This window comes from Gardnerella sp. C0026F2 (assembly GCF_056590715.1).
On the sequence record NZ_JBWPWR010000001.1, the window covers coordinates 346,267 to 369,536 of the forward strand.

The following is a 23,270-nucleotide window of genomic DNA, read 5'->3' on the forward strand; positions in this document are numbered from 1 at the left end:
CTCTTTTTTAGAGAAAGGATACGCAATGAAGCGCAGAATAGGTTGTTGGATTGCATTAGCTTTTGCATTAGCGTTAGCTATTTTTGCAAGGTGTAACGATCAGTTTGGCTTTGGTACAGCGATTATTATTTTAATTGTTTTGCCGATAATTTTGTTGCCGATAAATATCATTGCAGCTTTCGATGAAAAACCTCTTATTGAAATGCCGATAATATCTATTGCTATAACTATTGCTACAGAACTTGCCACTTTCCCAATAAGAGATTTAGGTTTACATGCTCTCTACGTTATTCCAACAGTTTTAGTTTCGGCAGTCGCATTTACTCTTACAAGATTCCTTAAAACCAAGCTTGTTAAGAGCATAACTCAATAAGATCAAACAATAAAACAGATTGATTATTTAATTGATTATTTATTTTTTGAATAGTCGTAGTTGTGTGCGAAAGTTGAAGCCGTGTTAAAAGATGCATAATCTATAACACGGCTTAAATATATCTTGCGCAACATTTTGCAAAAAGTACAGAATAAGTTGCAAAAAACGTAAGAATTTGGCTAAAGCATGCAAATCGGGAGGCGTACTTGAACGAGGAACCAAAGCTTTTAAAAGAGCCTAGAGAAGGAGTTCCAGAAGTCATTGATACGCTTGAAGCATATAAAGATTATTGCAGCTTGTTGGCATCAGGTTCCGGTTCTTTAGCTGCAGATGCTGAGCGAGCTTCCGGTTTTAGATATGGTCATGAAGATTGGCTGATTCAGTTTAAACGCAAAGGTGCAGGAATAGGGTTACTGGATCCAATAGAACTTACAAAACTTGGAGCTGATTGGAACGAATTTAACAAGGCAGTAGGAGATGCGCCTTGGATTATCCACGATTCGATGCAAGATTTGCCAGGATTTTTCGATATTGGTTTGCGTCCTCGTGCTTTATTCGATACCGAGATTGCAGCTAAATTACTTGGTAGAAAGCGCTTTGGTTTAAGCTCTGTAACTGAATATTATTTAGGGCTTACCCTCGCAAAAGAACATTCCGCAGCGGACTGGTCTTATCGTCCACTTCCTAGAGATTGGCGAAATTACGCGGCTTTAGACGTTGAATTACTAATCGAATTAGAAGAAGTAATGCGTGCGGAACTAAAGAAACAAGGTAAACTTTCTTGGGCGGAAGAAGAATTTAAACACTTACTTAGTAAGGGTGCACAAAAGAAAGCTCCGCATCCGCGTCCGTGGCTTAAAATATCGCATATTAGCGTACTTATGCACGATCGTGTTGGTTTAGTTATTGCGAAAGCATTGTGGCAAAAGCGAGATGCTTTAGCGCGTGAATATGATATTGCGCCAACTCTGCTACTTTCTGACGCTGCGATTATTGAAGCTGGTAAGCGTAAACCTAGTAATGCGCGCGCGTTTCGTGCTATTCGTTCTTTGAATGAGCGAGTGCGAGTACACACTGGCAGTGAGCAAGACAAAATGTTCGAGCGTTACGCTCCAATTCAGCGCAAAATTAAACCATCTATTTGGAAAAACGTTATAGAGAATGCTATTTTGCGCGCTAAATCTGGTGAAACAGCCATGGATGATGTGCATCCAGTATTACCGAATGGAGCTATTCAACTTAATTCGCGCGAATCTCGTAAAACGAGCGTACTTAAATCAACAGATACTGACGAGTCACAAGGTTCTAACGATTGTCAGGATTGCCATGATTCATCAGATTCGCAGTATTTACAGGATATGCAAGATTCCCAAAGCGCTCCTAGATCTATGAAATATTGGCGAGAACATCATCCTAAGCGTTACGAGCGTTTACAAAGAGTAAAAGCTGAATTAAATCAAATTTCTGAATACACTCATACTCCTGCAGAAATTATTATCAAACCACAGATTATTCGTAATCTTTGCTGGCATGATGATGCGCAGGATATTGATGTTAAAACATTCCTAAGTGAGCATGGTGCTCGCGAATGGCAAACCCGATTGGTAGCTGAGTCCGTAACTCGCGCTATCATGTAACGGTTGTGCCATACGGCAGAAGCTAGAAAAAACGTAATTTCAGGAGCGCAAGCGTGAAAATCAGCGTCAGGAATCTTGAGCCAACTAAAGTTAAGCTCACCATTACCGCAGATCTCGAAGACTTCAAACCATTCTTGGAAGAAGCTCGTAAGGAGATTGCTAAGCAAATTAACGTGCCAGGTTTCCGTAAGGGACATGTGCCAGGCAAGATTGTAGATCAGCGCGTCGGTTTCGCAGCTGTTGCCGGCGAAGCCGTAAATTCCGCTGTACCAGAGCTTTATTCCAAGGCTTTGGAAGAAAAGAAGATTCGCCCAATGGATCAGCCAGAATTTGACGTTCAGGAAGTTCCAACGTCGACTGGTGCAGATGCAAGTCTTAAGTTTGTAGCAACAGTTGAGCGTCGTCCAGATTTCAAGTTGAACAAGTTCAAGGGCGTTGAGATTGAAGTTGAGAAGCCAAAGGTTTCCGACAAGGATGTTAAGGAGCGCTTGGAAAGCCTCCGTCAGCGTTTTGCTACTTTGGTTGGTGTTGACCGTCCTGCAGCTAAGGGTGATTACACTAACATTGATTTGGAAGCTCGTATCGATGACGAAGTAGTTGATGCACAAGAGGGCGTAAGCTACGAAATCGGTTCCGGTGTGTTGCTTGACGGTTTGGATGAGGCTTTGGATAGCCTTTCTGCCGGTGAAGAAACCACCTTTGAAGGTACTCTCGAGTCCGGCAAGCACAAGGGCGAGAAGGCTCAGATCAAGGTTAAGGTTAATTCCGTAAAGACTCAGGAATTGCCAGAGCTTGATGATGATTTTGCTCAGGAAGCTTCCGAGTTTGATACTTTGAAGGATTTGAAGGCAGATATTCGCAAGGCTTGCGAGCAGGCTGCTGAAGGTCGCCAGGCAACTAATGCCCGTGACGCATTCCTTGTTAAGCTTCAAGAAGAAGTTGAAATTCCTGTGCCAAAGGGCGTTTTGGACAAGGCTGTTTCAGAGCATTTGAAGGGCATGACCCCTGATCCTGAAAAAGCTACCAAGAAGCAGAAGGACGAAGCTCAGCAGGCTGCTGAGAAGGAACTTCGCGACCAGATGGTTCTTGACGCTTTGGCTGAACAGATGGATGTGACTGTTTCCCAGGCTGACGTCACCAACTTCTTGGTTTCTGTTGCTCAGCAGTACGGCATGGATCCAAACCAGTTCATTAACGCAATCGTTAACAACGGTCAGCTTGGTTCTGCTGTGCAGGAAGTTGCTCGCTCTAAGGGCTTGCTTGCTGGTATGCGTGCTGTAAAGTTCGTTTCCGGTGGAGAAGCTCTTGACTTGAGTGCATTCTTGTCTGAGGATGATGACGAAGACGAAAGCGTGAAGGCTGCTTCTGCTGCTGCAGAAGTTGCTGACGAACTTTCTAAGTAGTATTTTTCAAACAAGAAAAGTTTATACTTTCTCATGTTTGCTAAAAACCCAGGGCTTTTTGCTCTGGGTTTTTGTGTTGTTGTTATACTTTAAAGAAAGTGAAAAACAAATAAAATTAAAAACAAATAACATAAGGAAGGCTGCTGCTAATGGAAAAACGCAATTTGCAAATAGTAGGCAGTAAAAAACCTAGTAAGTGTTTGAGCTACGTTTTTACATGTTTACGATTAAGTCTTATTGCTTTTTTTGTTGCAGTTATGGCTGGCTTTGGTGCAATATTATTAACTCTGTTACTACATGCTGTGCAAAAAGTAATGTTCGGATTTTCAGAATCTGCTCTTAAACCTTCGCCAGTTGGATTGCCAGTATTGCACTACGTTGCTGTTGTATTAATTGTGATGTCTGTTGCTGCAATTATTTGGATGTGGTTATGGACAAAATCTTCTAATCGTATTGTCGATATAGCTCATGCTGTTCGTGGTCAATCGATGCCATGGCATACGACGATTATCCATGTATGTTTACAAATTTTTATAGTTGCTTCTGGCGCAAGTTTAGGTAGGGAAGTTGCGCCTCGAGAATTGGCTGCAATGCTTACTCAGAAGTTACTCCGCTTTATTCGAGTTAGTGAATTTCAAGCTCGCGTTTTGGTTGCAAGTGCTGCTGGTGCTGGTTTAGCTGGAGTTTATCGCACTCCAATAGCAGGTGCGATTATGACATTAGGTTTGGTTGCAATTCCACCTTTTTCTCACGAATCGAAATCTTCTTTAAAGCGTTTGAAATGGTATTGGCTTATACAAAAATTTGGTATTTTTGCTATTGCGTTATTTATAAGTGAAATTGCATCATTAACTACTATTTTTGTGCTTGGTGATGAACCTTACTATTGTTTGCCACGTCTTGATGACATCCATATTGTCAATACGAGTGTGTTGCTACTTGCAATTATAGTTGGCATTGCTTGCGGTATTGTTGGCACTCTTTTCCATAAGATGATTCATTGGGCTCGCTCTAAGTGTGCTCACAATTATCAAATCTTATATTTTTTGCCGCTAATGGGCTTAGTAACAGGATTAGTTGCATCGTGGAATCCAGCCATTATGGGCAATGGTAGAGCTTTAGCACAATACGCATATAATATTGCAAAAACAAGTATTGCAATTGACAAAAACTCTTTGATAACTTTGCTTCTACTATTTGTTGCAAAAATAATTTTAACAAGTTGCACTCTTCGAGCTGGCGCAAGTGGCGGTGTGCTTCAACCGAGTATGTCGTCTGGAGCTTGCGTAGGAATGATTATAGGTTTTATAAGTATGAACATTCCGTTTGTTGGTAGCATGTTATCAAGTCAGCCAAAATTATTGATAATAGCTGCTATTTTTGGCGCTGCAAGTCTATTAACTGCAAGCCGAAAGTCATTGTGGTTTGCGCTTTTTTTGGTAGCGCAATTAGTGAATGTGCCTATGATTATGATTATTCCGATGGCTGTTTCTTGTGCTGTATCTAGAAGCATAGCGATAATACCAAAAATTTTTAGCCGCAAATAATGTTTGAATTTTTAGTATGGGAAATACAATATGTGCAAAATAAATGCGCCTATGCTAGTTCAGTATTAGCAAAGACGCATTTGTTATTAGTAAATATTTTTTAGTTATGTTGGTTATTTTAGTTACTTTTTAATTAATTATTATAACTAAATTCTTTATCTGTTATAAAAGTTCCATCATCGTTTGAGAAGATTAAATGCACTCGTACTGGTGCAATAACTTTTTCTTTCACATCATCCTTTGCTGATTGTGACATCATGCTCGATAAGCTATCGCCGTACGATTGTATTCCATTCCTTAATGTTGAAATTTCCCAATCAGATAGGTGTCTTTTTGACTTTGCGTTTATATTGAGCTGATCGCCTTTAGCGTCAAACGTTACGTTGAATCGGGCGGTACTGCGGAAGATGTTATGCAGTCCTCGGAATCCCTCGGTCTTCCACCTAATTCATTGAGTACAGAAGAATCCATCAAGCAAGGTGTGAAGTATTTCAGTGAATTATTAGCCAGTAGAGATAGGCTCGGTGTGGATTTGGAATCGGTTATCCAGTCCTACAATTATGGCGGTGGCTTCTTAGGGTATGTGGCTAATCGTGGAAACAAATATACCTTTGAACTGGCTCAAAGTTTCTCTAAGGAATATTCAGATGGCGAAAAAGTGTCCTATCCCAATCCAATAGCCATACCCATCAATGGGGGCTGGCGATATAACTATGGCAATATGTTTTATGTTCAGCTTGTTACGCAGTATCTTGTCACAACTCAATTTAATGATAATACGGTACAAGCCATCATGAACGAAGCACTGAAATATGAGGGTTGGAAGTATGTCTATGGCGGAGCTTCCCCGACTACTTCATTTGATTGTAGCGGACTGACACAATGGACGTATGGCAAAGCTGGGATTAAATTACCACGAACCGCACAACAACAATATGATGTGACCCAACATATCCCACTATCCGAAGCAAAAGCCGGCGATTTGGTTTTCTTTCATTCTACCTATAACGCTGGCTCTTATATTACTCATGTTGGGATATACCTTGGCAATAACCGTATGTTTCATGCAGGCGACCCAATCGGTTATGCCGACTTAACAAGCCCCTACTGGCAACAGCATTTAGTGGGAGCAGGACGAATCAAACAATGAGAAAGGAAGATTTAATGATGAAATTTAGAAAAAATCAGAATAAAGAAAAACAGATACCAAAGGAAAAGAAACCTCGTGTCTACTATAAGGTCAATCCTCATAAAAAGGTTGTGATTGCCTTGTGGGTACTTTTAGGGCTTAGTTTCAGCTTTGCGATATTCAAGCACTTTACAGCTATAGATACTCATACTATTCACGAAACAACTATCATAGAAAAGGAATACGTTGATACTCATCATGTAGAAAATTTTGTAGAGAACTTTGCGAAAGTCTACTATTCATGGGAGCAATCCGATAAGTCCATTGATAATCGAATGGAAAGTCTAAAAGGCTATCTGACAGATGAACTTCAAGCTCTCAATGTTGATACAGTACGCAAAGATATTCCTGTATCGTCTTCTGTAAGAGGATTTCAGATATGGACGGTAGAGCCAACTGGCGACAATGAGTTTAATGTAACCTACAGTGTAGACCAGCTCATTACAGAGGGAGAAAATACAAAGACCGTCCACTCTGCTTATATAGTGAGTGTCTATGTAGATGGTTCTGGAAATATGGTACTGGTTAAGAATCCGACCATTACCAACATACCTAAGAAATCAAGTTATAAACCAAAAGCCATTGAAAGTGAGGGGACGGTTGATTCCATTACAACCAATGAAATCAATGAGTTTTTAACGACGTTCTTCAAGCTCTATCCTACAGCGACAGCCAGTGAACTTTCCTACTATGTGAATGACGGGATATTAAAACCAATCGGAAAAGAGTACATCTTTCAAGAACTGGTAAATCCTATTCACAATCGTAAGGATAATCAAGTCACGGTATCGCTGACAGTGGAGTATATCGACCAGCAGACCAAAGCAACGCAGGTATCTCAATTTGATTTGGTACTTGAAAAGAACGGGAGTAATTGGAAGATTATAGAATAACAAATATTGGTACATTATTACAGCTATTTTGTAATCACGTACTCTCTTTGATAAAAAATTGGAGATTCCTTTACAAATATGCTCTTACGTGCTATTAGTTAAGTATCTATTTAAAAGGAGTTAATAAATATGCGGCAAGGTATTCTTAAATAAACTGTCAATTTGATAGTGGGAACAAATAATTGGATGTCCTTTTTTAGGAGGGCTTAGTTTTTTGTACCCAGTTTAAGAATACCTTTATCATGTGATTCTAAAGTATCCAGAGAATATCTGTATGCTTTGTATACCTATGGTTATGCATAAAAATCCCAGTGATAAAAGTATTTATCACTGGGATTTTTATGCCCTTTTGGGTTTTTGAATGGAGGAAAATCACATGAAAATTATTAATATTGGAGTTTTAGCTCATGTTGATGCAGGAAAAACTACCTTAACAGAAAGCTTATTATATAACAGTGGAGCGATTACAGAATTAGGAAGCGTGGACAAAGGTACAACGAGGACGGATAATACGCTTTTAGAACGTCAGAGAGGAATTACAATTCAGACAGGAATAACCTCTTTTCAGTGGGAAAATACGAAGGTGAACATCATAGACACGCCAGGACATATGGATTTCTTAGCAGAAGTATATCGTTCATTATCAGTTTTAGATGGGGCAATTCTACTGATTTCTGCAAAAGATGGCGTACAAGCACAAACTCGTATATTATTTCATGCACTTAGGAAAATGGGGATTCCCACAATCTTTTTTATCAATAAGATTGACCAAAATGGAATTGATTTATCAACGGTTTATCAGGATATTAAAGAGAAACTTTCTGCCGAAATTGTAATCAAACAGAAGGTAGAACTGTATCCTAATATGTGTGTGACGAACTTTACCGAATCTGAACAATGGGATACGGTAATAGAGGGAAACGATGACCTTTTAGAGAAATATATGTCCGGTAAATCATTAGAAGCATTGGAACTCGAACAAGAGGAAAGCATAAGATTTCAGAATTGTTCTCTGTTCCCTGTTTATCACGGAAGTGCAAAAAACAATATAGGGATTGATAACCTTATAGAAGTGATTACGAATAAATTTTATTCATCAACACATCGAGGTCAGTCTGAACTTTGCGGAAAAGTTTTCAAAATTGAGTATTCGGAAAAAAGACAGCGTCTTGCATATATACGTCTTTATAGTGGCGTACTACATTTACGAGATTCGGTTAGAGTATCAGAAAAAGAAAAAATAAAAGTTACAGAAATGTATACTTCAATAAATGGTGAATTATGTAAGATTGATAGAGCTTATTCTGGAGAAATTGTTATTTTGCAAAATGAGTTTTTGAAGTTAAATAGTGTTCTTGGAGATACAAAACTATTGCCACAGAGAAAAAAGATTGAAAATCCGCACCCTCTACTACAAACAACTGTTGAACCGAGTAAACCTGAACAGAGAGAAATGTTGCTTGATGCCCTTTTGGAAATCTCAGATAGTGATCCGCTTCTACGATATTACGTGGATTCTACGACACATGAAATTATACTTTCTTTCTTAGGGAAAGTACAAATGGAAGTGATTAGTGCACTGTTGCAAGAAAAGTATCATGTGGAGATAGAACTAAAAGAGCCTACAGTCATTTATATGGAGAGACCGTTAAAAAATGCAGAATATACCATTCACATCGAAGTGCCGCCAAATCCTTTCTGGGCTTCCATTGGTTTATCTGTATCACCGCTTCCGTTGGGAAGTGGAATGCAGTATGAGAGCTCGGTTTCTCTTGGATACTTAAATCAATCATTTCAAAATGCAGTTATGGAAGGGATACGCTATGGTTGCGAACAAGGATTATATGGTTGGAATGTGACGGACTGTAAAATCTGTTTTAAGTATGGCTTATACTATAGCCCTGTTAGTACCCCAGCAGATTTTCGGATGCTTGCTCCTATTGTATTGGAACAAGTCTTAAAAAAAGCTGGAACAGAATTGTTAGAGCCATATCTTAGTTTTAAAATTTATGCGCCACGGGAATATCTTTCACGAGCATACAACGATGCTCCTAAATATTGTGCGAACATCGTAGACACTCAATTGAAAAATAATGAGGTCATTCTTAGTGGAGAAATCCCTGCTCGGTGTATTCAAGAATATCGTAGTGATTTAACTTTCTTTACAAATGGACGTAGTGTTTGTTTAACAGAGTTAAAAGGGTACCATGTTACTACCGGTGAACCTGTTTGCCAGCCCCGTCGTCCAAATAGTCGGATAGATAAAGTACGATATATGTTCAATAAAATAACTTAGTGTATTTTATGTTGTTATATAAATATGGTTTCTTGTTAAATAAGATGAAATATTTTTTAATAAAGATTTGAATTAAAGTGTAAAGGAGGAGATAGTTATTATAAACTACAAGTGGATATTGTGTCCTGTATGTGGAAATAAAACACGATTAAAGATAAGGGAAGATACTGAATTAAAAAAATTCCCCCTCTATTGTCCGAAATGCAGACAAGAAAATTTAATTGAAATAAAGCAGTTCAAAGTAACTGTGATTACAGAGCCAGACGCAAAGACGCAGAGCCGATAAAATGAGATTAATACAATCTCATTTTATCGGCTCTTTCCGTTATGTATGGATTCTTTTAATTAGTCTTCGATGTTTCTTGCTTCGTTGATACCGCTGGCTAAAGATTCCATTAAGGATAGTTCTTTGTCTGTAAAGCTATCCATGTATTTCTCTATCTGTAATCGTCGGGTGCTTTTTACCAAGTTATTAGCAGGTAAGAAAAATTCATCAACGGAAACATGAAGTAACGATACAAGGTCATAAAGAACTTGTATGCTGGGGTGTTGCCCTTTATTTTCAATATTAGTTAAGTACCGTGGGTCAATTTCAATCAATGCTCCCACTTGTTCACGAGTTAAACCTCGTTTCAATCGAGCTTCTTTAATGGCTAAACCAAAGGCTCTAAAATCATATTTATCTTCTTTTTTACGCATAGTAGACCACCTCTATACATTTTATTGTTCCTACTGAATTAAAAACAGGTATAGAAAAACGTGTTATATGGTTTATAGGTTTATATTTAATAAAAAGCACTACTAAACGCCAATAAAAAAAACCGTTATATGGTAGTGCTATTTACGCTGTTAAAATATTGTATATTACTTCCAAATGGCGGTTTGTTGGAGGTCAACGTCGCCATGAAGTACATCATATACAATAAATTTCCTTACATTGGGTTCTTGTCAAAAAAAGTCGTCTATCTGCAATAGATAAGTACGTCCACCAATGTGGTTTTATAAATCATATAGATAGAATAACAGAAGCATGTAAACAGAGAAATAAATCTGTTTATATGCTTTTTTGGCTATTCAGAACTTTTTTACAAAGTTTATTTATCAGTAATGCAACAAATCCCCCTTTCACATTGGGACTAAGAGTGAAAGGAGATAAACGAGCAAGGCTCACTTCCTTTCCTAGACAGAAAGGGGGTGAGAAACATGAAACCATCTTCTTTTCAGACCACAATAGAAAATCAGTTTGACTATATCTGTAAACGTGCTATGGAAGACGAGCGAAAGAATTATATGCTTTATCTTTCAAGGATTGCAAAGCGTGAGGTGTCCTTTTCGGATGTTGGCGATTATCTTGTTAGCCAGTTTGCGACAACAGATAACTATTCAACTGACTTTCAGATTTTTACACTCAATGGGTTATCAGTAGGCGTTGAAAATGATTTGTTGAGTGAAGCATTACGTGAGTTGCCAGACAAGAAACGTGAAATTCTACTGCTGTTTTACTTTATGGACATGAGCGATTCAGAAATTGCAGACCTGTTGAAATTGAACCGTTCTACTGTCTATCGGCATAGAACCAGTGGACTAGCCTTAATTAAAAAGTTTATGGAGGAATTTGAAGAATGAAAACACAATATCCTATGATTCCCTTTCCTCTCATTGTAAAGGCAACAGATGGCGATACCGAAGCGATTAACCAGATTCTACATTATTACAGAGGGTACATTGCTAAACGCTCTCTACGGTTGATGAAAGATGAATATGGCAATCAAAGTATGGTCGTTGATGAAGTCTTACGTGGAAGAATGGAAACCAGACTGATTACAAAGATTTTGTCATTTGAAATTAAGTAATATCCTCTCTCCTTTCGTGGAATGGTGAGCCGTTACTGGCTAATGCACTAGTTGCTTTTTCAATTTTTTCTGGATGGCAGTGTACATATTCTTCAATATTTGCGCTTCTTAGTGCAGAGCAATTGTAATGCGGTTTAAGAATTACGTATCCACCTACTGCAACTATTGCTACAACTATGACAGTAATAAGCCAAATGTATTTTGACTTATGAGCAATTGTATTTGTTGGATTTGGATAAGCGTTTGCTGGGTAGTTATTTACTGGTTGTTGATTATTTTGATATACGTTTGGTTGATAACCATTGTTTGGTTTTACATTATTAGGGTAATTGTTGTTCTGGTACCCGTTATTCTGGTACCCGTTGTTCTGGTACCCATTGTTTCCATAACCATTATTTTGGTACCCATTGTTTGGATTTACATTATTAGGGTATGTATTATTTTGGTAACCATTATTTGGATACTCGTTATTTGGCATCGGAGCAGGCGAGTAGTTGTTGTCTGGCAATTGGTTAGGATCCATAATTACTCCTTATAATGAATTGATGATCCAATAAAAATATACTCAATAATGCATACTAACGTGAGGTAATAAGTAAAAATTACATCTGTTAATATAAATAAAATTTTAGAAATTTGGTGTAAAACATTCAAATCAAATCATATTCGCAATATTTTCTATGCGGTCATGCGCACAATGTAGTGTAGAAATAATTACGTGGTAGCAAGGAGATATAGTGACTGAACTTTTTACAGCTTCTCCCGTGATGGAACAGGCTGAAGCACCTACATCAACTGATCCTATTTTTAATCGGTTGCTAAAAGATCGAATTATTTGGTTGGGATCTGAAGTAAAAGATGAGAATGCTAATGTTATTTGCGCGCAAATGTTAATGCTTGCTGCGGAAGATCCTAAGAAGGATATTTGGTTGTATATTAATTCGCCTGGAGGTTCAATTACTGCTGGTATGGCAATTTACGATACTATGCAATTAATTGAGCCGGATGTTGCGACTATTGCTGTTGGAATGGCTGCATCTATGGGCCAGTTCTTGCTTAGTTCTGGCACTCCTGGTAAGCGTTATATTACCTCACATGCTCGTGTGCTTATGCATCAACCTTCTGGCGGTGTCGGTGGCACTGCTACGGATGTGCGAATTAACGCAGAGCTTATTATGGATATGAAAAAAACGCTTTCTGAATTGACTGCAAAGCAGACTGGTCATACGGTAGAGGAGATTTACCGAGATAACGAATATGATCACTGGTTTACAGCTCAGCAAGCTTTGGAGTATGGTTTCGTAGATAAGATTGTGACCACTCCTGCTTCTATGCGCGGTGAGGAGTAATTATGGCAAGTGAAGAAGCAAAGTTTGTTGCGCGTGCTGAGCGTTTAGCTGGTTTTGGCGGTGTCACTTCTGCCCAGCGCATTACTAATCGTTACGTGTTGCCTCAATTTGGCGAGCAAACTCCATACGGCATGAAAACGCAAGATCCTTACACTAAGCTGTTTGAAGATCGCATTATTTTCATGGGTGTGCAAGTAGATGACACTTCTGCTGACGACATTATGGCTCAGTTGCTTGTTTTAGAAAGCATGGATTCTGATCGCGATGTGATGATGTACATTAATTCACCTGGCGGTTCGATGACTGCTATGACTGCGATTTATGACACAATGCAATACATTAATCCAGATGTTCAAACTGTTTGCTTAGGTCAGGCTGCTTCTGCTGCTGCTATTATTCTTGCTGCTGGAGCTGCTGGTAAGCGCATGATTTTGCCGAATGCGCGTGTGCTTATTCATCAGCCTGCAATGGGTCAAGATTTTGGTAAAGCTACTGAAATTGAGCTTCAAGCTAAGGAAATGTTGCGTTTGCGTTCTTGGTTAGAATCAACTCTTGCAAAGCATACTGGTCAAGATATTGAGCGCATCCGTAAAGATATTGAAGTGGATACTATTTTGACTGCTCCAGAAGCTAAAGCTTATGGAATGGTTGACGAAGTGCTTGAGCGCAGAGCATAATTCAATCTTTACAACTTAGCGAGAATTTATCAATTCTTGCATTCCTTAACAACAAACCCCGGTCGACACGCCGGGGTTTGTGTTTTAGTGCGGATGGTTGTATATTAGTCAAGTTGCCGGAAACAAGGACATGGTTCTTGAGGCTGGAAACATGCGCCAGTAGCCCAACGGATTAGAGCATCTGACTACGGATCAGAAGGTTGCAGGTTCGAATCCTGTCTGGCGCACAAACAAAACGCGAAGCTTTTGCTCCGCGTTTTTTTTTTAATTCGTATGCAACTCGCTCGGTTTATGCCTCTCAGTTATACTTAAAAGTGCGAATCACATATTTTGCACTATAAAACGTTATAAACGTTATATAAACGTATAAACGCTATAAATGCATTTAGTGGAGGAAATATTTACAATATGATACGACGCAGTTGGAGAATAGCTTGCAATATTGCAAATAATGAGAGAATTTCTGGTTTAATTATGCTTGGTTTCGCTCTTAGCGGCTTATTGCTTGCAAACATTCCTTTAACAGCGCCAATATTTGAAGCTGTCTCGCATACTCATGTAGGAATTCCGTGGACGAATATACATATGTCAATTGGTCACTGGGTGCAAGACGGCGTGCTAACTATTTTCTTCCTGTCAGTTGGCTTAGATTTAAAACACGAACTTATTGCTGGCTCGCTTTCTGACCCTCGAGCAGCTGCAATGCCAATGATTTGCGCTGTTGGTGGAATGGTTGTGCCTCCTTTGCTGTTTGTTGCTACAGTAACTGTATTTTCTGAATTGCATGCCGGGCAGGAGATTATGCGTCTTACTTCTGGTGCTTTACCTTCGCTTGATATGGTTCGTGACGGGTGGGCAATACCTACGGCAACAGATATAGCTTTCTCTCTTGCTGTTCTTGCTTTATTTGCAAAAACTTTGCCACACGCTTTGCGTGCATTTCTTATGACTCTTGCTACAGTAGACGATTTGCTTGGAATAGCACTTATTGCTGTGTTCTTCTCATCTCTTAACGCGTGGTATTGGTTTGCTGGAGTAATTGCTTGCGGTTTGATTTGGACTACTTTAGTGCGTTTGAAGCGCGTCCCATGGCCGTTGGTTGCAATAGTAGGAATTATGGCTTGGGTTATGATGTATGAAGCTGGCGTGCATCCAACTTTAGCTGGAGTGATGGTTGGTTTGCTAACTCCTGCGCATTTAGTTCATGGCGAAAAAACGCTTCGTGCTGAACGCTATCGCGAAAAAATTCAGCCTGTTTCTGCGCTACTGGCTCTTCCAATTTTCGCTCTTTTCGCTACAGGAGTGCATTTTGAAACATTGACTTGGGAGTTGTTCTTCTCGCCAATTTTGATTGCTATCACTATTGCTCTTGTTATTGGTAAACCTGTTGGAATTATGGTAACTGCTTGGATATCAAAGCGTGTTCTAGGTTTGAAAGTTCCTGATGGTCTTCGCGTAGTAGACTTAATGCCTACAGCATGTGCGTGTGGAATTGGTTTCACTGTTTCTCTTCTTATTGCTTCTCTTGCGTATTCTGACGCAGATTTGTCTGCTGAAGCACGTTTTGGCGTTCTTGTTGCTTCTATTATTGCTGCAGGAGTTTCTGGCTTCTTACTTTCTATGCAAGCAAAGCATATGGAAGAAGAATTAGATGAGGTTGAAGAATAGTTTTTAATTATTATTTTCAACATATTTGAAAGTAAATTTCTAGGAGAAGTCATGTCTAATAGTAAAGATTTTTCAGTAGATGTTCCACCTTGGAATAACACGTATCATCGTGGTTCTGTTGTAATGCGCGGTTCTATGATTCCTAAGGAGAGCACTACAGAAACGCTTCTTCGTAACGATAACAATCAGCAGCTTGTTTCTGGAGTTGGTGTAGAAGTAGATAAGAAATGGGATTGGCGTAGCGCGGATCCGTGGCGTGCGCTTCGTATTCAAGCTGAGTTTGTTGATGGTTTTGACGCGCTCGCATCGTTAGGTAAAGCTGTTAGTATTTTTGGTTCTGCTCGAATAAAAGAAGATGATCCTGAGTATTCTTTAGCTCGTACTATGGGTTCAGAGCTTGCAAAACGTGGTTTTGCTGTTATTACAGGTGGCGGTCCTGGAATTATGGAAGCTGCAAACCGTGGAGCTGCAGAAGCTGGTGGTACGTCTGTAGGATTGGGGATTGAGCTTCCTCATGAGCAGGGTTTGAATAAGTGGATTAATCTTGGCATGCAATTTCGGTATTTTTTCGTGCGTAAAACAATGTTTATGAAGTATTCTTCTGGAATTATTGTGTGCCCTGGCGGTTTTGGCACGATGGATGAAATGTTTGAAGCTTTGACTCTAGTGCAAACGCATAAAGTTGCGCGCGTGCCTGTTGTTCTTTTCGGTACTTCGTATTGGAATGGTTTGATTGACTGGCTGAAGTCTACAGTAATTCAACGAGGTTTTATTTCTTCATTAGATCCGCACTTATTTGCTGTCACAGACGACCCAATAGAGGCGGTGCGAATAGCATCCGGAATTGAATAATCTAAGAGTTTTTGCGCTCGTTTACAAGCGTTGTAAGCTGCCAAATTTCTTCGCCAATATCAATTCCGCGAGGGCACTGTCTTGAACATGCTCTAACTGACTGGCATGCGCTAATACCGTCGCTGCTGTCTATTAGATCAAGGCGATGCTCTGTTGCGTTGTCTCTGGAATCATAAATAAAACGAGCCGCGTTAACCAATGCTGCAGGCCCAATAAAGGCTTCTCCGCCTGCATAAATTGGGCAAATTCCTTCGCAAGCACCGCACATAATGCAATTGCTCAAAAGCTCAAATTTTTTAAGTTCCTCAGGATGTTGCAAAAACTCAATAAGCTGGAGTTTCCCTTCAGTATTTCTCGTAGAAACGTTAGATGCTTGCAAATAAGGTTCTAAGCGTTTTATTTGCGAAATCATAGGCGAAATATCGCAAATAAGATCTCGCTGAACTGCAAATCCTGAAAGTGGAGCAAGTTCAATAACACCAAAAGTGCCATTTTGCAAAGTGGTAGTCTCTTTAGATTTTTGCTGTAAAGTTGGCGATTTTGTCGACTGTGCGGAGCTGCTAGTAGTGCCAGTTTTTCTAAATCCTCGAGATTGCACGCTATTTGTGCTTTCAGGACGTGCGTTTGCGCCAATAGTTGCACTGCATAGTAAGGTTGGCATGCCATTTACGTTTGCAGCGTCAGAACCGCAAACGCCGTGACCGCACGAGTAGCGGAAAGCTAAAGTTGGGTCGATTGTGCGTTTAATAGCTAGTAAACAGTCAAGAATAGTGTCAGTAGAATGAACGCGTAAACTGTAATCTTGAACCCAATGCTTACCTTGAATTCGTTTTGGAGAAGATTCGTAAGATCCGGAAGATTCACTGGATTCACTAGATTCGGAAGAATTATTTATGTTATTTTCTGAAGAATCTAGTTTTGCGAAAGGATTACTGCGCTTTCTACGTGCAAAAGGACTTTCTCTGCGCTTGCGCTCTGTCTGTTTACTGTTTGAATCATCTTCAGATTTATTAAATGGAGTAAAGCGTGAAATACGCAAAGTAACAAGCGCAGTGTTATCACCAAGCTCATTACTCATTGCAAACCTCCAATACGTACTGTTCTAGTTTGCCACAATACTTGCACAGAACTAGAACCGATTGCGTCGTTATTTAGTCGCAGGAATATTCGCGTGGTAGAGATTTGAGATTTTTCGCACTGAGCGCGGCGAACGTCAGAGCCGCAGGCTGCTGATTCGCCAAGCGAAGAAGAAAAATCGAAAAATCTCTGCGATTGAATGAGGTTATTAACGATTAAACACGCAGAGTTTGGGGGATTTCTCTACGAGCACTAAAAGAGGACTGATGGAGCAACGTTCTTTAAAGAACAAAGCAGACAGTAAAACCTTTAACAGACAAAGCGACTGAAGGACGGGACGTGCGAGGAGAGAAATCCCACGAAACTCGCGCCACATTAAACGAATTGTAATATAAACTTGTAGCTTGATTACTGTTTTTGAAGTTTGTCTTGCTCCTCACGTTAGGCTTGAACTATGACTGACGCTTTATTTTTGCTTGATACTGATCACGATAATGCTCCTGTGCTTGCAGAAGGAATCGAAGAAGGGTGGACGATTGCGCTTCCATCTCAAGTAAAACGTCACGCTATTTCTGCCATGCGATTATTAGAAGGCGATGCTTTGCAACTTTCTGACGGCAAAGGCTTGCGCATTCACGCAAAGGTGACGGATGTTGAAAATGGCTTAGTTCGTGTAGAAGCATTTACTAGGGAAGCTCCTCGCACGACTAGACTTGCGCTTGTTCAAGCTTTGGCAAAAACAGGTCACGATGAGCAAGCAATTGATATGGCTACGCAAATTGGCGTGGATGAAGTAATCCCTTGGTGTGCGGATCGTTCAATTGCAAAGTGGAAACCTGGTCGCACAGATAAGCGTTGGAGCCAAGTTTTACAGTCTGCTACAGAGCAATCTCGTCGCGCGTGGATGCCTGAACTTCAAGAATGTGTTTCAAGCAAGCAAATAGTGGCAATATGTAGGCGTGCGTGCGTTTACGGAAATCTCGTAATTGTATTGCATCAAGACGCAACTGATTGCTGGAATCAAATAGAACAAGCAGTAAATACTCTTAGCGAGCGCTGTTTGGAGGATGGTAAGGAGCGTACTGTTTACGTTTTAGTTGGTCCAGAAGGCGGTATTAGTGACGATGAAGTGTCAATGTTTATTGATGCTGGTGCTAAAAGCTGCGTTTTAGGCAGTAATATTCTTCGCGCATCTACTGCAGGACCTGTAGCTCTTTCTCTTCTTTCGCGTGCTTTAGGACGTTACGAATAATCGCATAAATCGTATCTAAAAGTGCTCATAATTGTGTAAAATAATAAGAAGAGTGTCGATTGCTTTTGGCTTAAGGCATTGATTTTAGTAACAAATAGGGGAGAAATCATGAGTGATATCACTTACAATACTGATGCTGATTGCATTTTTTGTAAAATTGTTGCTGGAGAAATACCGAGCAGCAGAGTTTATGAAGACGATTCGGTAGTTGCTTTTAAAGATATTAATCCGCAAGCAAAAGTGCATGTGCTGATTGTGCCGCGCAATCACTATAAGAATGTTGCTGAGCTTGCTAGTAAAGCTCCTGAAACTTTGGCTCATATTGCTGGTGTCGCACAAAAAATTGCTGATGATGAATTCAACGGTGATTATCGACTCGTATTTAATACTGGTATTGATGCTGGTCAAACAGTGTTTCATGTTCATGCTCATGTATTAACTGGCGAAAAACTTGTAGAAGGTAGCTTGTAAACCGTGACGAAAAGTACTACGCGTTTTGTGCAAATTCCTAGCGAATTAAGCTCGGTTGCAGTTTTAGGTGCTGCAGATGCTGGTTTGCGTGAAGTAGAACATGCCTTTCCAGAAGCAGATATTACTGTGCGAGGCAAAGATGTTCAAATTGTTGCTCGTTCAGCTAGAGCAGATGAAGATGCAGCTAAAGCTGAGTATGCGTTTAGGCGCATGATTGATGCAGCTTACGAACAACCTATGGATGCGTACGAAGTAAGGCGCATGCTTGAGCGTGATATTTTGCATAACGATGAACACAATGTGCGTATAAACCGTATCGGTCATGATGGCGGAGTTCTTGGAAATAGTATTATTTCTTCATCCTATGCAATTAATAATTCTGCTTCGCGCGCTGAAAATGAGTTTTCAAGAGATTCAAGTGAGCTGTTGCCTTCTAGCGAAGAAGCTCATCGCCGTGCTATGAGCAGAAGAGCTCGAATGAGTAAAGGCGTGATTACGTTTGCTGGAGGAAATCCTGTTCGCGCAAAAACTGCTGGTCAAACAGCGTACGTGCAAGCAATGGATTGTAATATTGTAACGTTTGGAATTGGTCCTGCTGGCACCGGAAAAACGTATTTAGCAGTTGCTAAAGCTGTTCGTGCATTGGAAGATGGAAGAGTCCGCAGAATTGTTCTTACTCGTCCTGCTGTTGAAGCCGGCGAAAACTTAGGATTCTTGCCTGGCACTTTAAACGATAAAGTTGATCCATATTTGCGACCACTCTATGATGCACTTTCTGACATGCTTGGATCTGCACAACTAAAACGCTATCTTGACGAGAATGTTGTTGAAGTTGCTCCTCTTGCTTATATGCGAGGTCGCACATTAAACGATGCTTTTGTTATTCTTGATGAAGCGCAAAATGCGACTGTTCAGCAATTAAAAATGTTCCTAACTCGACTCGGTTTTAATACAACTATGGTGATTACAGGAGATAGCACGCAGGTTGACTTAGCAGTTGTGCGTTCTGGTCTTGTTTCTATTGAGAAGATTTTGGGCGAAGTTAAAGATATTGCTTTTGTGCATTTGCAAGCAGAAGACGTTGTGCGTCATGCTTTAGTTGGTCGTATTGTGGAAGCATACGAAAATTACGATGCAATGCTTGAGCGTAAAAAACGTGAACGTATTAAAGAATCTACTGAGAGGAATAACGGATAAATCATGAGCATTGAAGTCATGAATGAGACAGTGTGGAATATTGACGCTAAAATCTTCTCAGATCTTGGAATGTGGGTTCTTCAACAAATGAAAGTAAGTACGCATTCGGATTTATCGATTACTTTTGTTGATCCTGAGCCAATTGCCTGTTTGCATGAACGTTGGATGAACCTAGAAGGCCCAACGGATGTTATGAGTTTTCCAATGGACGAGCTTACTCCTGGAAGCGATGAAAAAGTTTCTGAAGGAATGCTTGGAGACTTGGTGATTTGCCCGTGGGTCGCTCAACAGCAGGCGCTCGCAGCTGGGCATAGTACTATGGAAGAAATGTTGTTGCTAACTATTCATGGTATTTTGCATTTGCTTGGCTATGATCACACTACTCCGGAAGAAGAAAAGCAAATGTTTGGTTTGCAACGTCAACTAATGCTTACTTTTTTCGCTGCTCGATCTGGAGAATTGTATGATGCAACTTTGCCAGAAGGTGCAGTAAACGAGCTTGAGCGTTACGATGCTGAGCATGAAGCTAGTAGCGTCAAAAATAAAAATAAAAAACAGCATTAAAGCGCATTAAGAGCATAATTATGGAATATATTAAGCAAATATTTTCTAGCATATCAGTTCCGCAATTGCCGTTGCATATCTGGATTGGCTTAGCTGCATTGCTTGTGCTGGCAATGCTGCTTGTATGGCTTTCGCTTGCGATGGCTGCTGCAGAAGGTGCAGTGCCTAGAGTTACTCGTGCAAGCTTAAATAATCTTATGATTGAAGCACAAACGCATGATGATGAAACTAGTGCCATAGTGCGTATGCGTAGAATTGCTAGAATCCATCGTGTAAAAAAACTGATTGCTGACCGTTATACAACTTCTGGAGCATGCGCTTTTGTGCGTGTGCTATGTAACGTTTTAGATGGAGTTTTGTTTGCTTCTTTAGCTGCATTTTTCGGCTCGCCTTTATGGGTAACTCTTATTATTGGTGTTGTTGTTTCAGTAGCTGTAGCTGTGATTTCTATTCTTGTTCGCCCACGTTCAGTTGGTGCGGCCCAACCTGTAGCAAAGTTGATGCGACTTTCTCGCATTGTGTCTATTGCTATTGCGATTAATCCTTTAGTGCATATTGCTAGCGATGTTGACGTCACTTCTAGGAAAAAGCATGTTGATCTTTCAGATGATGAAGCTTTGGAAGATATTCAGCTAGATCAAGCGAAGGCGAGTATTGACCGACTTGTTGAAGCGAATGATTTCGATCCGGAAGTTTCGGAAATGATGCGCAATGTGCTCACGCTTTCAGATACTTTGACTCGCGAAATAATGGTGCCTAGAACCGATATGATTTGCGTAAAAAGTGACGAAACGCTGGAAAATTTCCTTAAATTATGCTCTCGCTCAGGATTTTCTCGAGTTCCCGTTATTGGAGATTCTGTAGATGATTTAGTAGGTGTTGCTTATTTGAAGGACGCTGTACGCGCTACTGTGTTTAATCCTGCAGCATCTTCTAGAGCAGTTGAAACAATTAGCAGAGACCCTATGCTTGTTCCGGAGTCGAAGCCTGTTGACGATTTATTCCACGAAATGCAACGAATTCGTCAACATGTTGCAGTAGTGGTTGACGAATACGGCGGTATTGCAGGCTTGGTTACTATTGAGGATGCTATTGAGCAAATTGTTGGCGAGTTGGAAGATGAGCACGATCGCACTCAGCATGCAGATCCAGAAGAAATACGTGACGGTGTGTGGAAAATGCCTGCTCGAACGTCAATCGCAGATTTGGAAGATATTTTTGAGGTTCATATTGACGAAGACGATGTGGATACTGTGTTTGGTTTGCTTACGAAGTTGATTGGTAATGTGCCGATTGTTGGTTCTAGTGCTGTTACGAGAGGACTAAAATTAACTGCTGTAGATTCAGCTGGTAGGCGAAAGAAAGTATCTACTATTTTAGTAGAACGAGATGCACAAGTTTTGGAAGAGTCTAAGGATTCTAAGGATAATCAAAATGACATTAGCTCTTCCGAAAAATCTGCTGAAAGCAAACAAACTAGTGCTTTGAAGCAAGCTAGTACTATGAAACAAACGAATATGCTGAAATAAAGAACTGGACGGTAAGAATAACGTGAATAATATTAACAACTTTGATGATACTGATGACTTTGATGATACTGATGACTTCGACGACGAGATGTTTGCAAATCTAGACGCTTCAACTCACGCAACGATTTCTACTCCTGATTTTCACGGTTATCGTTCCGGTTTCGTAGCTGTAGTTGGTAGACCAAATGTTGGTAAATCAACGCTTATGAATGCTCTTATTGGCACGCAGATTGCTATCGCTTCGTCTCGCCCGGAAACTACGCGTAAGGCTATTCGCGGAATTGTTACAACTGATAATGCGCAAATGGTGTTGGTTGATACGCCTGGTATTCACCGTCCGCGTACGCTTCTTGGTCAGCGTTTGAACGATATTGTTGACGAGTCGCTTGCAGATGTTGATGCGATTGCATTCTTGCTTCCAGCAGACCAGGAGATAGGACCTGGAGATAGGCGAATACTAAGCCGTCTTCGTTCCGATTTTGCTAAAAAAGACGAGAAGGGCAATTGGGCTTGGAAGGTTCCGCTTATCGGTATTGTTACGAAAATAGATACGCTTAGTCGCAGTGAATTAGTTGAGCATTTGCTTCAAATTCAGCAGTTTGCTGATTTTACGGATATTGTGCCGGTTAGTGCGTTGGAACGCGACAATGTTGATGAAGTTAAGAATGTTTTGATTCAAAACTTGCCTGAAGGTCCGCAAATGTATCCGGAGGATCAGCTTAGCGAGGAAAGCCCAGAAAGCATGATTTCGGAGCTTATTCGCGGCGCGTTTTTGGAAGAATTGGACGATGAGTTGCCTCATTCTTTAGCTGTTGTAGTTGACGATATTGTGTATCCGGGCGGTGGCGAGGATACTCAATACGAAGACAATAAAGCGCATGTGCTTGTATCTGTTTATGTTGAGCGCGATTCGCAAAAGCCGATTATTATTGGTCATCGTGCGGAGCATTTAGTACGCGTAAAGAAGCGTTTGCGCACGGCTGTAAATCGCATTACTGGCACAAAAGCTGTGCTTGAATTGCATGTGAAGGTTGCAAAAGGATGGCAGAGCGACCCTAAGAAGCTTGAGCGTTTGGGATTCTAGGCTATTCGCTGTTAGATTGCAACTCGGATTCGTGCGGGCGAATATTGTTGTGCAGCGGATTTATGCTTTGGCTTGGATTTGTTACATTTGTCTCGGATGTTAGGCATTTGTAACGTTTTTTGCCCTAATTTCGTTATATATGTCTCGGCGATGAGGCATTTGTAACGTTTTTTGGCTAATTTTCGTTACTTTTGCATCATTTATGAGACAAATCTAACGCATGAGCATAGGGTAGAGGCAAAAGCATGGGTGTGGGAGATAGGTACGAAATGCGGGAGCGTGGGTTGATACGAAAAACCGCGGATGACTAGTCAGTTATAAGACCAGTCAACCGCGGCTTTTGTTTTATTTAGTTTTGA

The 23,270-nt window shown here is 40.3% G+C and carries 23 protein-coding genes, 1 tRNA gene and 1 pseudogene; 22 read left to right on the plus strand and 3 right to left on the minus strand.

Translation table 11 applies throughout. The annotated features are described in order from the left end of the window. Positions 1–25 precede the first annotated feature (25 nt). The 9 genes from AC1EK3_RS01215 (at position 26) to AC1EK3_RS01255 (ending at position 9,624) form a co-directional block, all read left to right on the plus strand. Positions 26–373: a hypothetical protein gene (locus AC1EK3_RS01215; protein ID WP_480033214.1), complete on the plus strand. Its 348-nt coding sequence runs from the start codon at positions 26–28 to the stop codon at positions 371–373. Positions 374–579: 206 nt separating this feature from the next. Further along, on the plus strand, positions 580–2,010 hold the full coding sequence (locus AC1EK3_RS01220) for an HRDC domain-containing protein (protein ID WP_480033213.1): 1,431 nt from the start codon (positions 580–582) through the stop codon (positions 2,008–2,010). A gap of 53 nt (positions 2,011–2,063) precedes the next feature. Continuing rightward, the gene (gene tig, locus AC1EK3_RS01225) at positions 2,064–3,413 is read left to right on the plus strand and encodes a trigger factor (RefSeq protein WP_415686764.1); all 1,350 of its coding nucleotides are present in this window, start codon (positions 2,064–2,066) and stop codon (positions 3,411–3,413) included. 149 nt (positions 3,414–3,562) lie between these two features. Beyond that, the gene (locus tag AC1EK3_RS01230; RefSeq protein WP_415686778.1) at positions 3,563–4,960 is read left to right on the plus strand and encodes a chloride channel protein; all 1,398 of its coding nucleotides are present in this window, start codon (positions 3,563–3,565) and stop codon (positions 4,958–4,960) included. A gap of 412 nt (positions 4,961–5,372) precedes the next feature. Further along, complete coding sequence (locus AC1EK3_RS01235; RefSeq protein ID WP_480033212.1) at positions 5,373–6,110, plus strand: C40 family peptidase; 738 nt, start codon at positions 5,373–5,375, stop codon at positions 6,108–6,110. Beyond that, entirely contained in the window at positions 6,107–7,042 is a 936-nt protein-coding gene (locus AC1EK3_RS01240) for a conjugal transfer protein (RefSeq protein WP_001224320.1), read from the plus strand. The genes AC1EK3_RS01235 and AC1EK3_RS01240 overlap by 4 nt, the downstream gene beginning before the upstream one ends. A 274-nt stretch (positions 7,043–7,316) precedes the next feature. Next, the gene (locus tag AC1EK3_RS01245) at positions 7,317–7,403 is read left to right on the plus strand and encodes a tetracycline resistance determinant leader peptide (protein ID WP_011058339.1); all 87 of its coding nucleotides are present in this window, start codon (positions 7,317–7,319) and stop codon (positions 7,401–7,403) included. A 15-nt stretch (positions 7,404–7,418) separates the two neighbouring features. Beyond that, positions 7,419–9,338: a tetracycline resistance ribosomal protection protein Tet(M) gene (gene tet(M), locus AC1EK3_RS01250; RefSeq protein WP_480033211.1), complete on the plus strand. Its 1,920-nt coding sequence runs from the start codon at positions 7,419–7,421 to the stop codon at positions 9,336–9,338. A 118-nt stretch (positions 9,339–9,456) separates the two neighbouring features. Further along, complete coding sequence (locus AC1EK3_RS01255; RefSeq protein WP_000336323.1) at positions 9,457–9,624, plus strand: cysteine-rich KTR domain-containing protein; 168 nt, start codon at positions 9,457–9,459, stop codon at positions 9,622–9,624. 59 nt (positions 9,625–9,683) lie between these two features. On the opposite strand, the gene AC1EK3_RS01260 is transcribed toward AC1EK3_RS01255, so the two are convergent. Further along, positions 9,684–10,037, minus strand: coding sequence for a helix-turn-helix transcriptional regulator (locus AC1EK3_RS01260; protein WP_001227347.1), 354 nt, complete (start codon positions 10,035–10,037; stop codon positions 9,684–9,686). A gap of 504 nt (positions 10,038–10,541) precedes the next feature. Between AC1EK3_RS01260 and AC1EK3_RS01265 the strand changes: the two genes are divergently transcribed. Together AC1EK3_RS01265 and AC1EK3_RS01270 are read left to right on the plus strand one after the other, a co-directional pair. Beyond that, positions 10,542–10,964 (plus strand): sigma-70 family RNA polymerase sigma factor, encoded by a 423-nt coding sequence (locus AC1EK3_RS01265; RefSeq protein ID WP_000804885.1) that lies wholly within the window; start codon positions 10,542–10,544, stop codon positions 10,962–10,964. After that, positions 10,961–11,191, plus strand: coding sequence for a helix-turn-helix domain-containing protein (locus AC1EK3_RS01270; RefSeq protein ID WP_480033210.1), 231 nt, complete (start codon positions 10,961–10,963; stop codon positions 11,189–11,191). Before AC1EK3_RS01265 ends, AC1EK3_RS01270 begins: the two co-directional genes overlap by 4 nt. On the opposite strand, the gene AC1EK3_RS01275 is transcribed toward AC1EK3_RS01270, so the two are convergent. Further along, a complete protein-coding gene (locus AC1EK3_RS01275) occupies positions 11,184–11,714 on the minus strand; it encodes a hypothetical protein (protein WP_480033209.1) in 531 nt (176 codons plus the stop codon). The genes AC1EK3_RS01270 and AC1EK3_RS01275 overlap by 8 nt on opposite strands. Positions 11,715–11,928: 214 nt before the next feature. Between AC1EK3_RS01275 and AC1EK3_RS01280 the strand changes: the two genes are divergently transcribed. The 5 genes and pseudogenes from AC1EK3_RS01280 to AC1EK3_RS01300 all read left to right on the plus strand — a co-directional run bounded on the left by AC1EK3_RS01280 (position 11,929) and on the right by AC1EK3_RS01300 (position 15,737). After that, positions 11,929–12,540, plus strand: coding sequence for an ATP-dependent Clp protease proteolytic subunit (locus tag AC1EK3_RS01280; protein WP_012914239.1), 612 nt, complete (start codon positions 11,929–11,931; stop codon positions 12,538–12,540). A gap of 2 nt (positions 12,541–12,542) precedes the next feature. After that, positions 12,543–13,217, plus strand: a complete 675-nt coding sequence (locus tag AC1EK3_RS01285) for an ATP-dependent Clp protease proteolytic subunit (RefSeq protein WP_004106323.1) — start codon at positions 12,543–12,545, stop codon at positions 13,215–13,217. 153 nt (positions 13,218–13,370) lie between these two features. Continuing rightward, a tRNA-Arg gene (locus tag AC1EK3_RS01290) sits at positions 13,371–13,444 on the plus strand. Positions 13,445–13,625: 181 nt separating this feature from the next. Further along, positions 13,626–14,864: pseudogene (locus tag AC1EK3_RS01295) on the plus strand (Na+/H+ antiporter NhaA); the annotation flags it as partial. Between the two features lie 72 nt (positions 14,865–14,936). After that, complete coding sequence (locus tag AC1EK3_RS01300; RefSeq protein WP_012914236.1) at positions 14,937–15,737, plus strand: LOG family protein; 801 nt, start codon at positions 14,937–14,939, stop codon at positions 15,735–15,737. Position 15,738: 1 nt separating this feature from the next. Here AC1EK3_RS01300 and AC1EK3_RS01305 read toward each other — a convergent pair whose 3' ends face one another. Further along, positions 15,739–16,815 (minus strand): succinate dehydrogenase/fumarate reductase iron-sulfur subunit, encoded by a 1,077-nt coding sequence (locus AC1EK3_RS01305; protein ID WP_480033208.1) that lies wholly within the window; start codon positions 16,813–16,815, stop codon positions 15,739–15,741. 453 nt (positions 16,816–17,268) lie between these two features. Between AC1EK3_RS01305 and AC1EK3_RS01310 the strand changes: the two genes are divergently transcribed. The 6 genes from AC1EK3_RS01310 to era all read left to right on the plus strand — a co-directional run bounded on the left by AC1EK3_RS01310 (position 17,269) and on the right by era (position 22,911). Next, complete coding sequence (locus tag AC1EK3_RS01310) at positions 17,269–18,066, plus strand: 16S rRNA (uracil(1498)-N(3))-methyltransferase (protein ID WP_480033485.1); 798 nt, start codon at positions 17,269–17,271, stop codon at positions 18,064–18,066. Positions 18,067–18,174: 108 nt separating this feature from the next. Beyond that, on the plus strand, positions 18,175–18,537 hold the full coding sequence (locus tag AC1EK3_RS01315) for a histidine triad nucleotide-binding protein (protein ID WP_004106318.1): 363 nt from the start codon (positions 18,175–18,177) through the stop codon (positions 18,535–18,537). A gap of 3 nt (positions 18,538–18,540) precedes the next feature. Next, the gene (locus tag AC1EK3_RS01320; RefSeq protein WP_119526502.1) at positions 18,541–19,734 is read left to right on the plus strand and encodes a PhoH family protein; all 1,194 of its coding nucleotides are present in this window, start codon (positions 18,541–18,543) and stop codon (positions 19,732–19,734) included. A 3-nt stretch (positions 19,735–19,737) separates the two neighbouring features. Then, positions 19,738–20,298, plus strand: a complete 561-nt coding sequence (gene ybeY / locus AC1EK3_RS01325) for an rRNA maturation RNase YbeY (RefSeq protein WP_064340645.1) — start codon at positions 19,738–19,740, stop codon at positions 20,296–20,298. Between the two features lie 20 nt (positions 20,299–20,318). Next, complete coding sequence (locus AC1EK3_RS01330; RefSeq protein WP_415686789.1) at positions 20,319–21,827, plus strand: hemolysin family protein; 1,509 nt, start codon at positions 20,319–20,321, stop codon at positions 21,825–21,827. 22 nt (positions 21,828–21,849) lie between these two features. Beyond that, positions 21,850–22,911 carry a GTPase Era gene (gene era / locus AC1EK3_RS01335; protein WP_480033484.1) on the plus strand — a complete coding sequence of 354 codons (1,062 nt, stop codon included), beginning with the start codon at positions 21,850–21,852 and terminating at the stop codon, positions 22,909–22,911. Positions 22,912–23,270: the final 359 nt, after the last annotated feature.

Coding starts and splice junctions, on each gene's coding strand:
- AC1EK3_RS01300 (WP_012914236.1), top strand. CDS start 14,937: ATGTCTAATAGTAAAGATTTTTCAGTAGATGTTCCACCTTGGAATAAC.
- AC1EK3_RS01305 (WP_480033208.1), bottom strand. CDS start 16,815: ATGAGTAATGAGCTTGGTGATAACACTGCGCTTGTTACTTTGCGTATT.
- AC1EK3_RS01265 (WP_000804885.1), top strand. CDS start 10,542: ATGAAACCATCTTCTTTTCAGACCACAATAGAAAATCAGTTTGACTAT.
- AC1EK3_RS01285 (WP_004106323.1), top strand. CDS start 12,543: ATGGCAAGTGAAGAAGCAAAGTTTGTTGCGCGTGCTGAGCGTTTAGCT.
- AC1EK3_RS01270 (WP_480033210.1), top strand. CDS start 10,961: ATGAAAACACAATATCCTATGATTCCCTTTCCTCTCATTGTAAAGGCA.
- ybeY (WP_064340645.1), top strand. CDS start 19,738: ATGAGCATTGAAGTCATGAATGAGACAGTGTGGAATATTGACGCTAAA.
- AC1EK3_RS01245 (WP_011058339.1), top strand. CDS start 7,317: ATGCTTTGTATACCTATGGTTATGCATAAAAATCCCAGTGATAAAAGT.
- AC1EK3_RS01240 (WP_001224320.1), top strand. CDS start 6,107: ATGAGAAAGGAAGATTTAATGATGAAATTTAGAAAAAATCAGAATAAA.
- AC1EK3_RS01230 (WP_415686778.1), top strand. CDS start 3,563: ATGGAAAAACGCAATTTGCAAATAGTAGGCAGTAAAAAACCTAGTAAG.
- AC1EK3_RS01235 (WP_480033212.1), top strand. CDS start 5,373: ATGCAGTCCTCGGAATCCCTCGGTCTTCCACCTAATTCATTGAGTACA.
- AC1EK3_RS01310 (WP_480033485.1), top strand. CDS start 17,269: ATGACTGACGCTTTATTTTTGCTTGATACTGATCACGATAATGCTCCT.
- AC1EK3_RS01315 (WP_004106318.1), top strand. CDS start 18,175: ATGAGTGATATCACTTACAATACTGATGCTGATTGCATTTTTTGTAAA.
- AC1EK3_RS01215 (WP_480033214.1), top strand. CDS start 26: ATGAAGCGCAGAATAGGTTGTTGGATTGCATTAGCTTTTGCATTAGCG.
- AC1EK3_RS01275 (WP_480033209.1), bottom strand. CDS start 11,714: ATGGATCCTAACCAATTGCCAGACAACAACTACTCGCCTGCTCCGATG.
- AC1EK3_RS01330 (WP_415686789.1), top strand. CDS start 20,319: ATGGAATATATTAAGCAAATATTTTCTAGCATATCAGTTCCGCAATTG.
- AC1EK3_RS01260 (WP_001227347.1), bottom strand. CDS start 10,037: ATGCGTAAAAAAGAAGATAAATATGATTTTAGAGCCTTTGGTTTAGCC.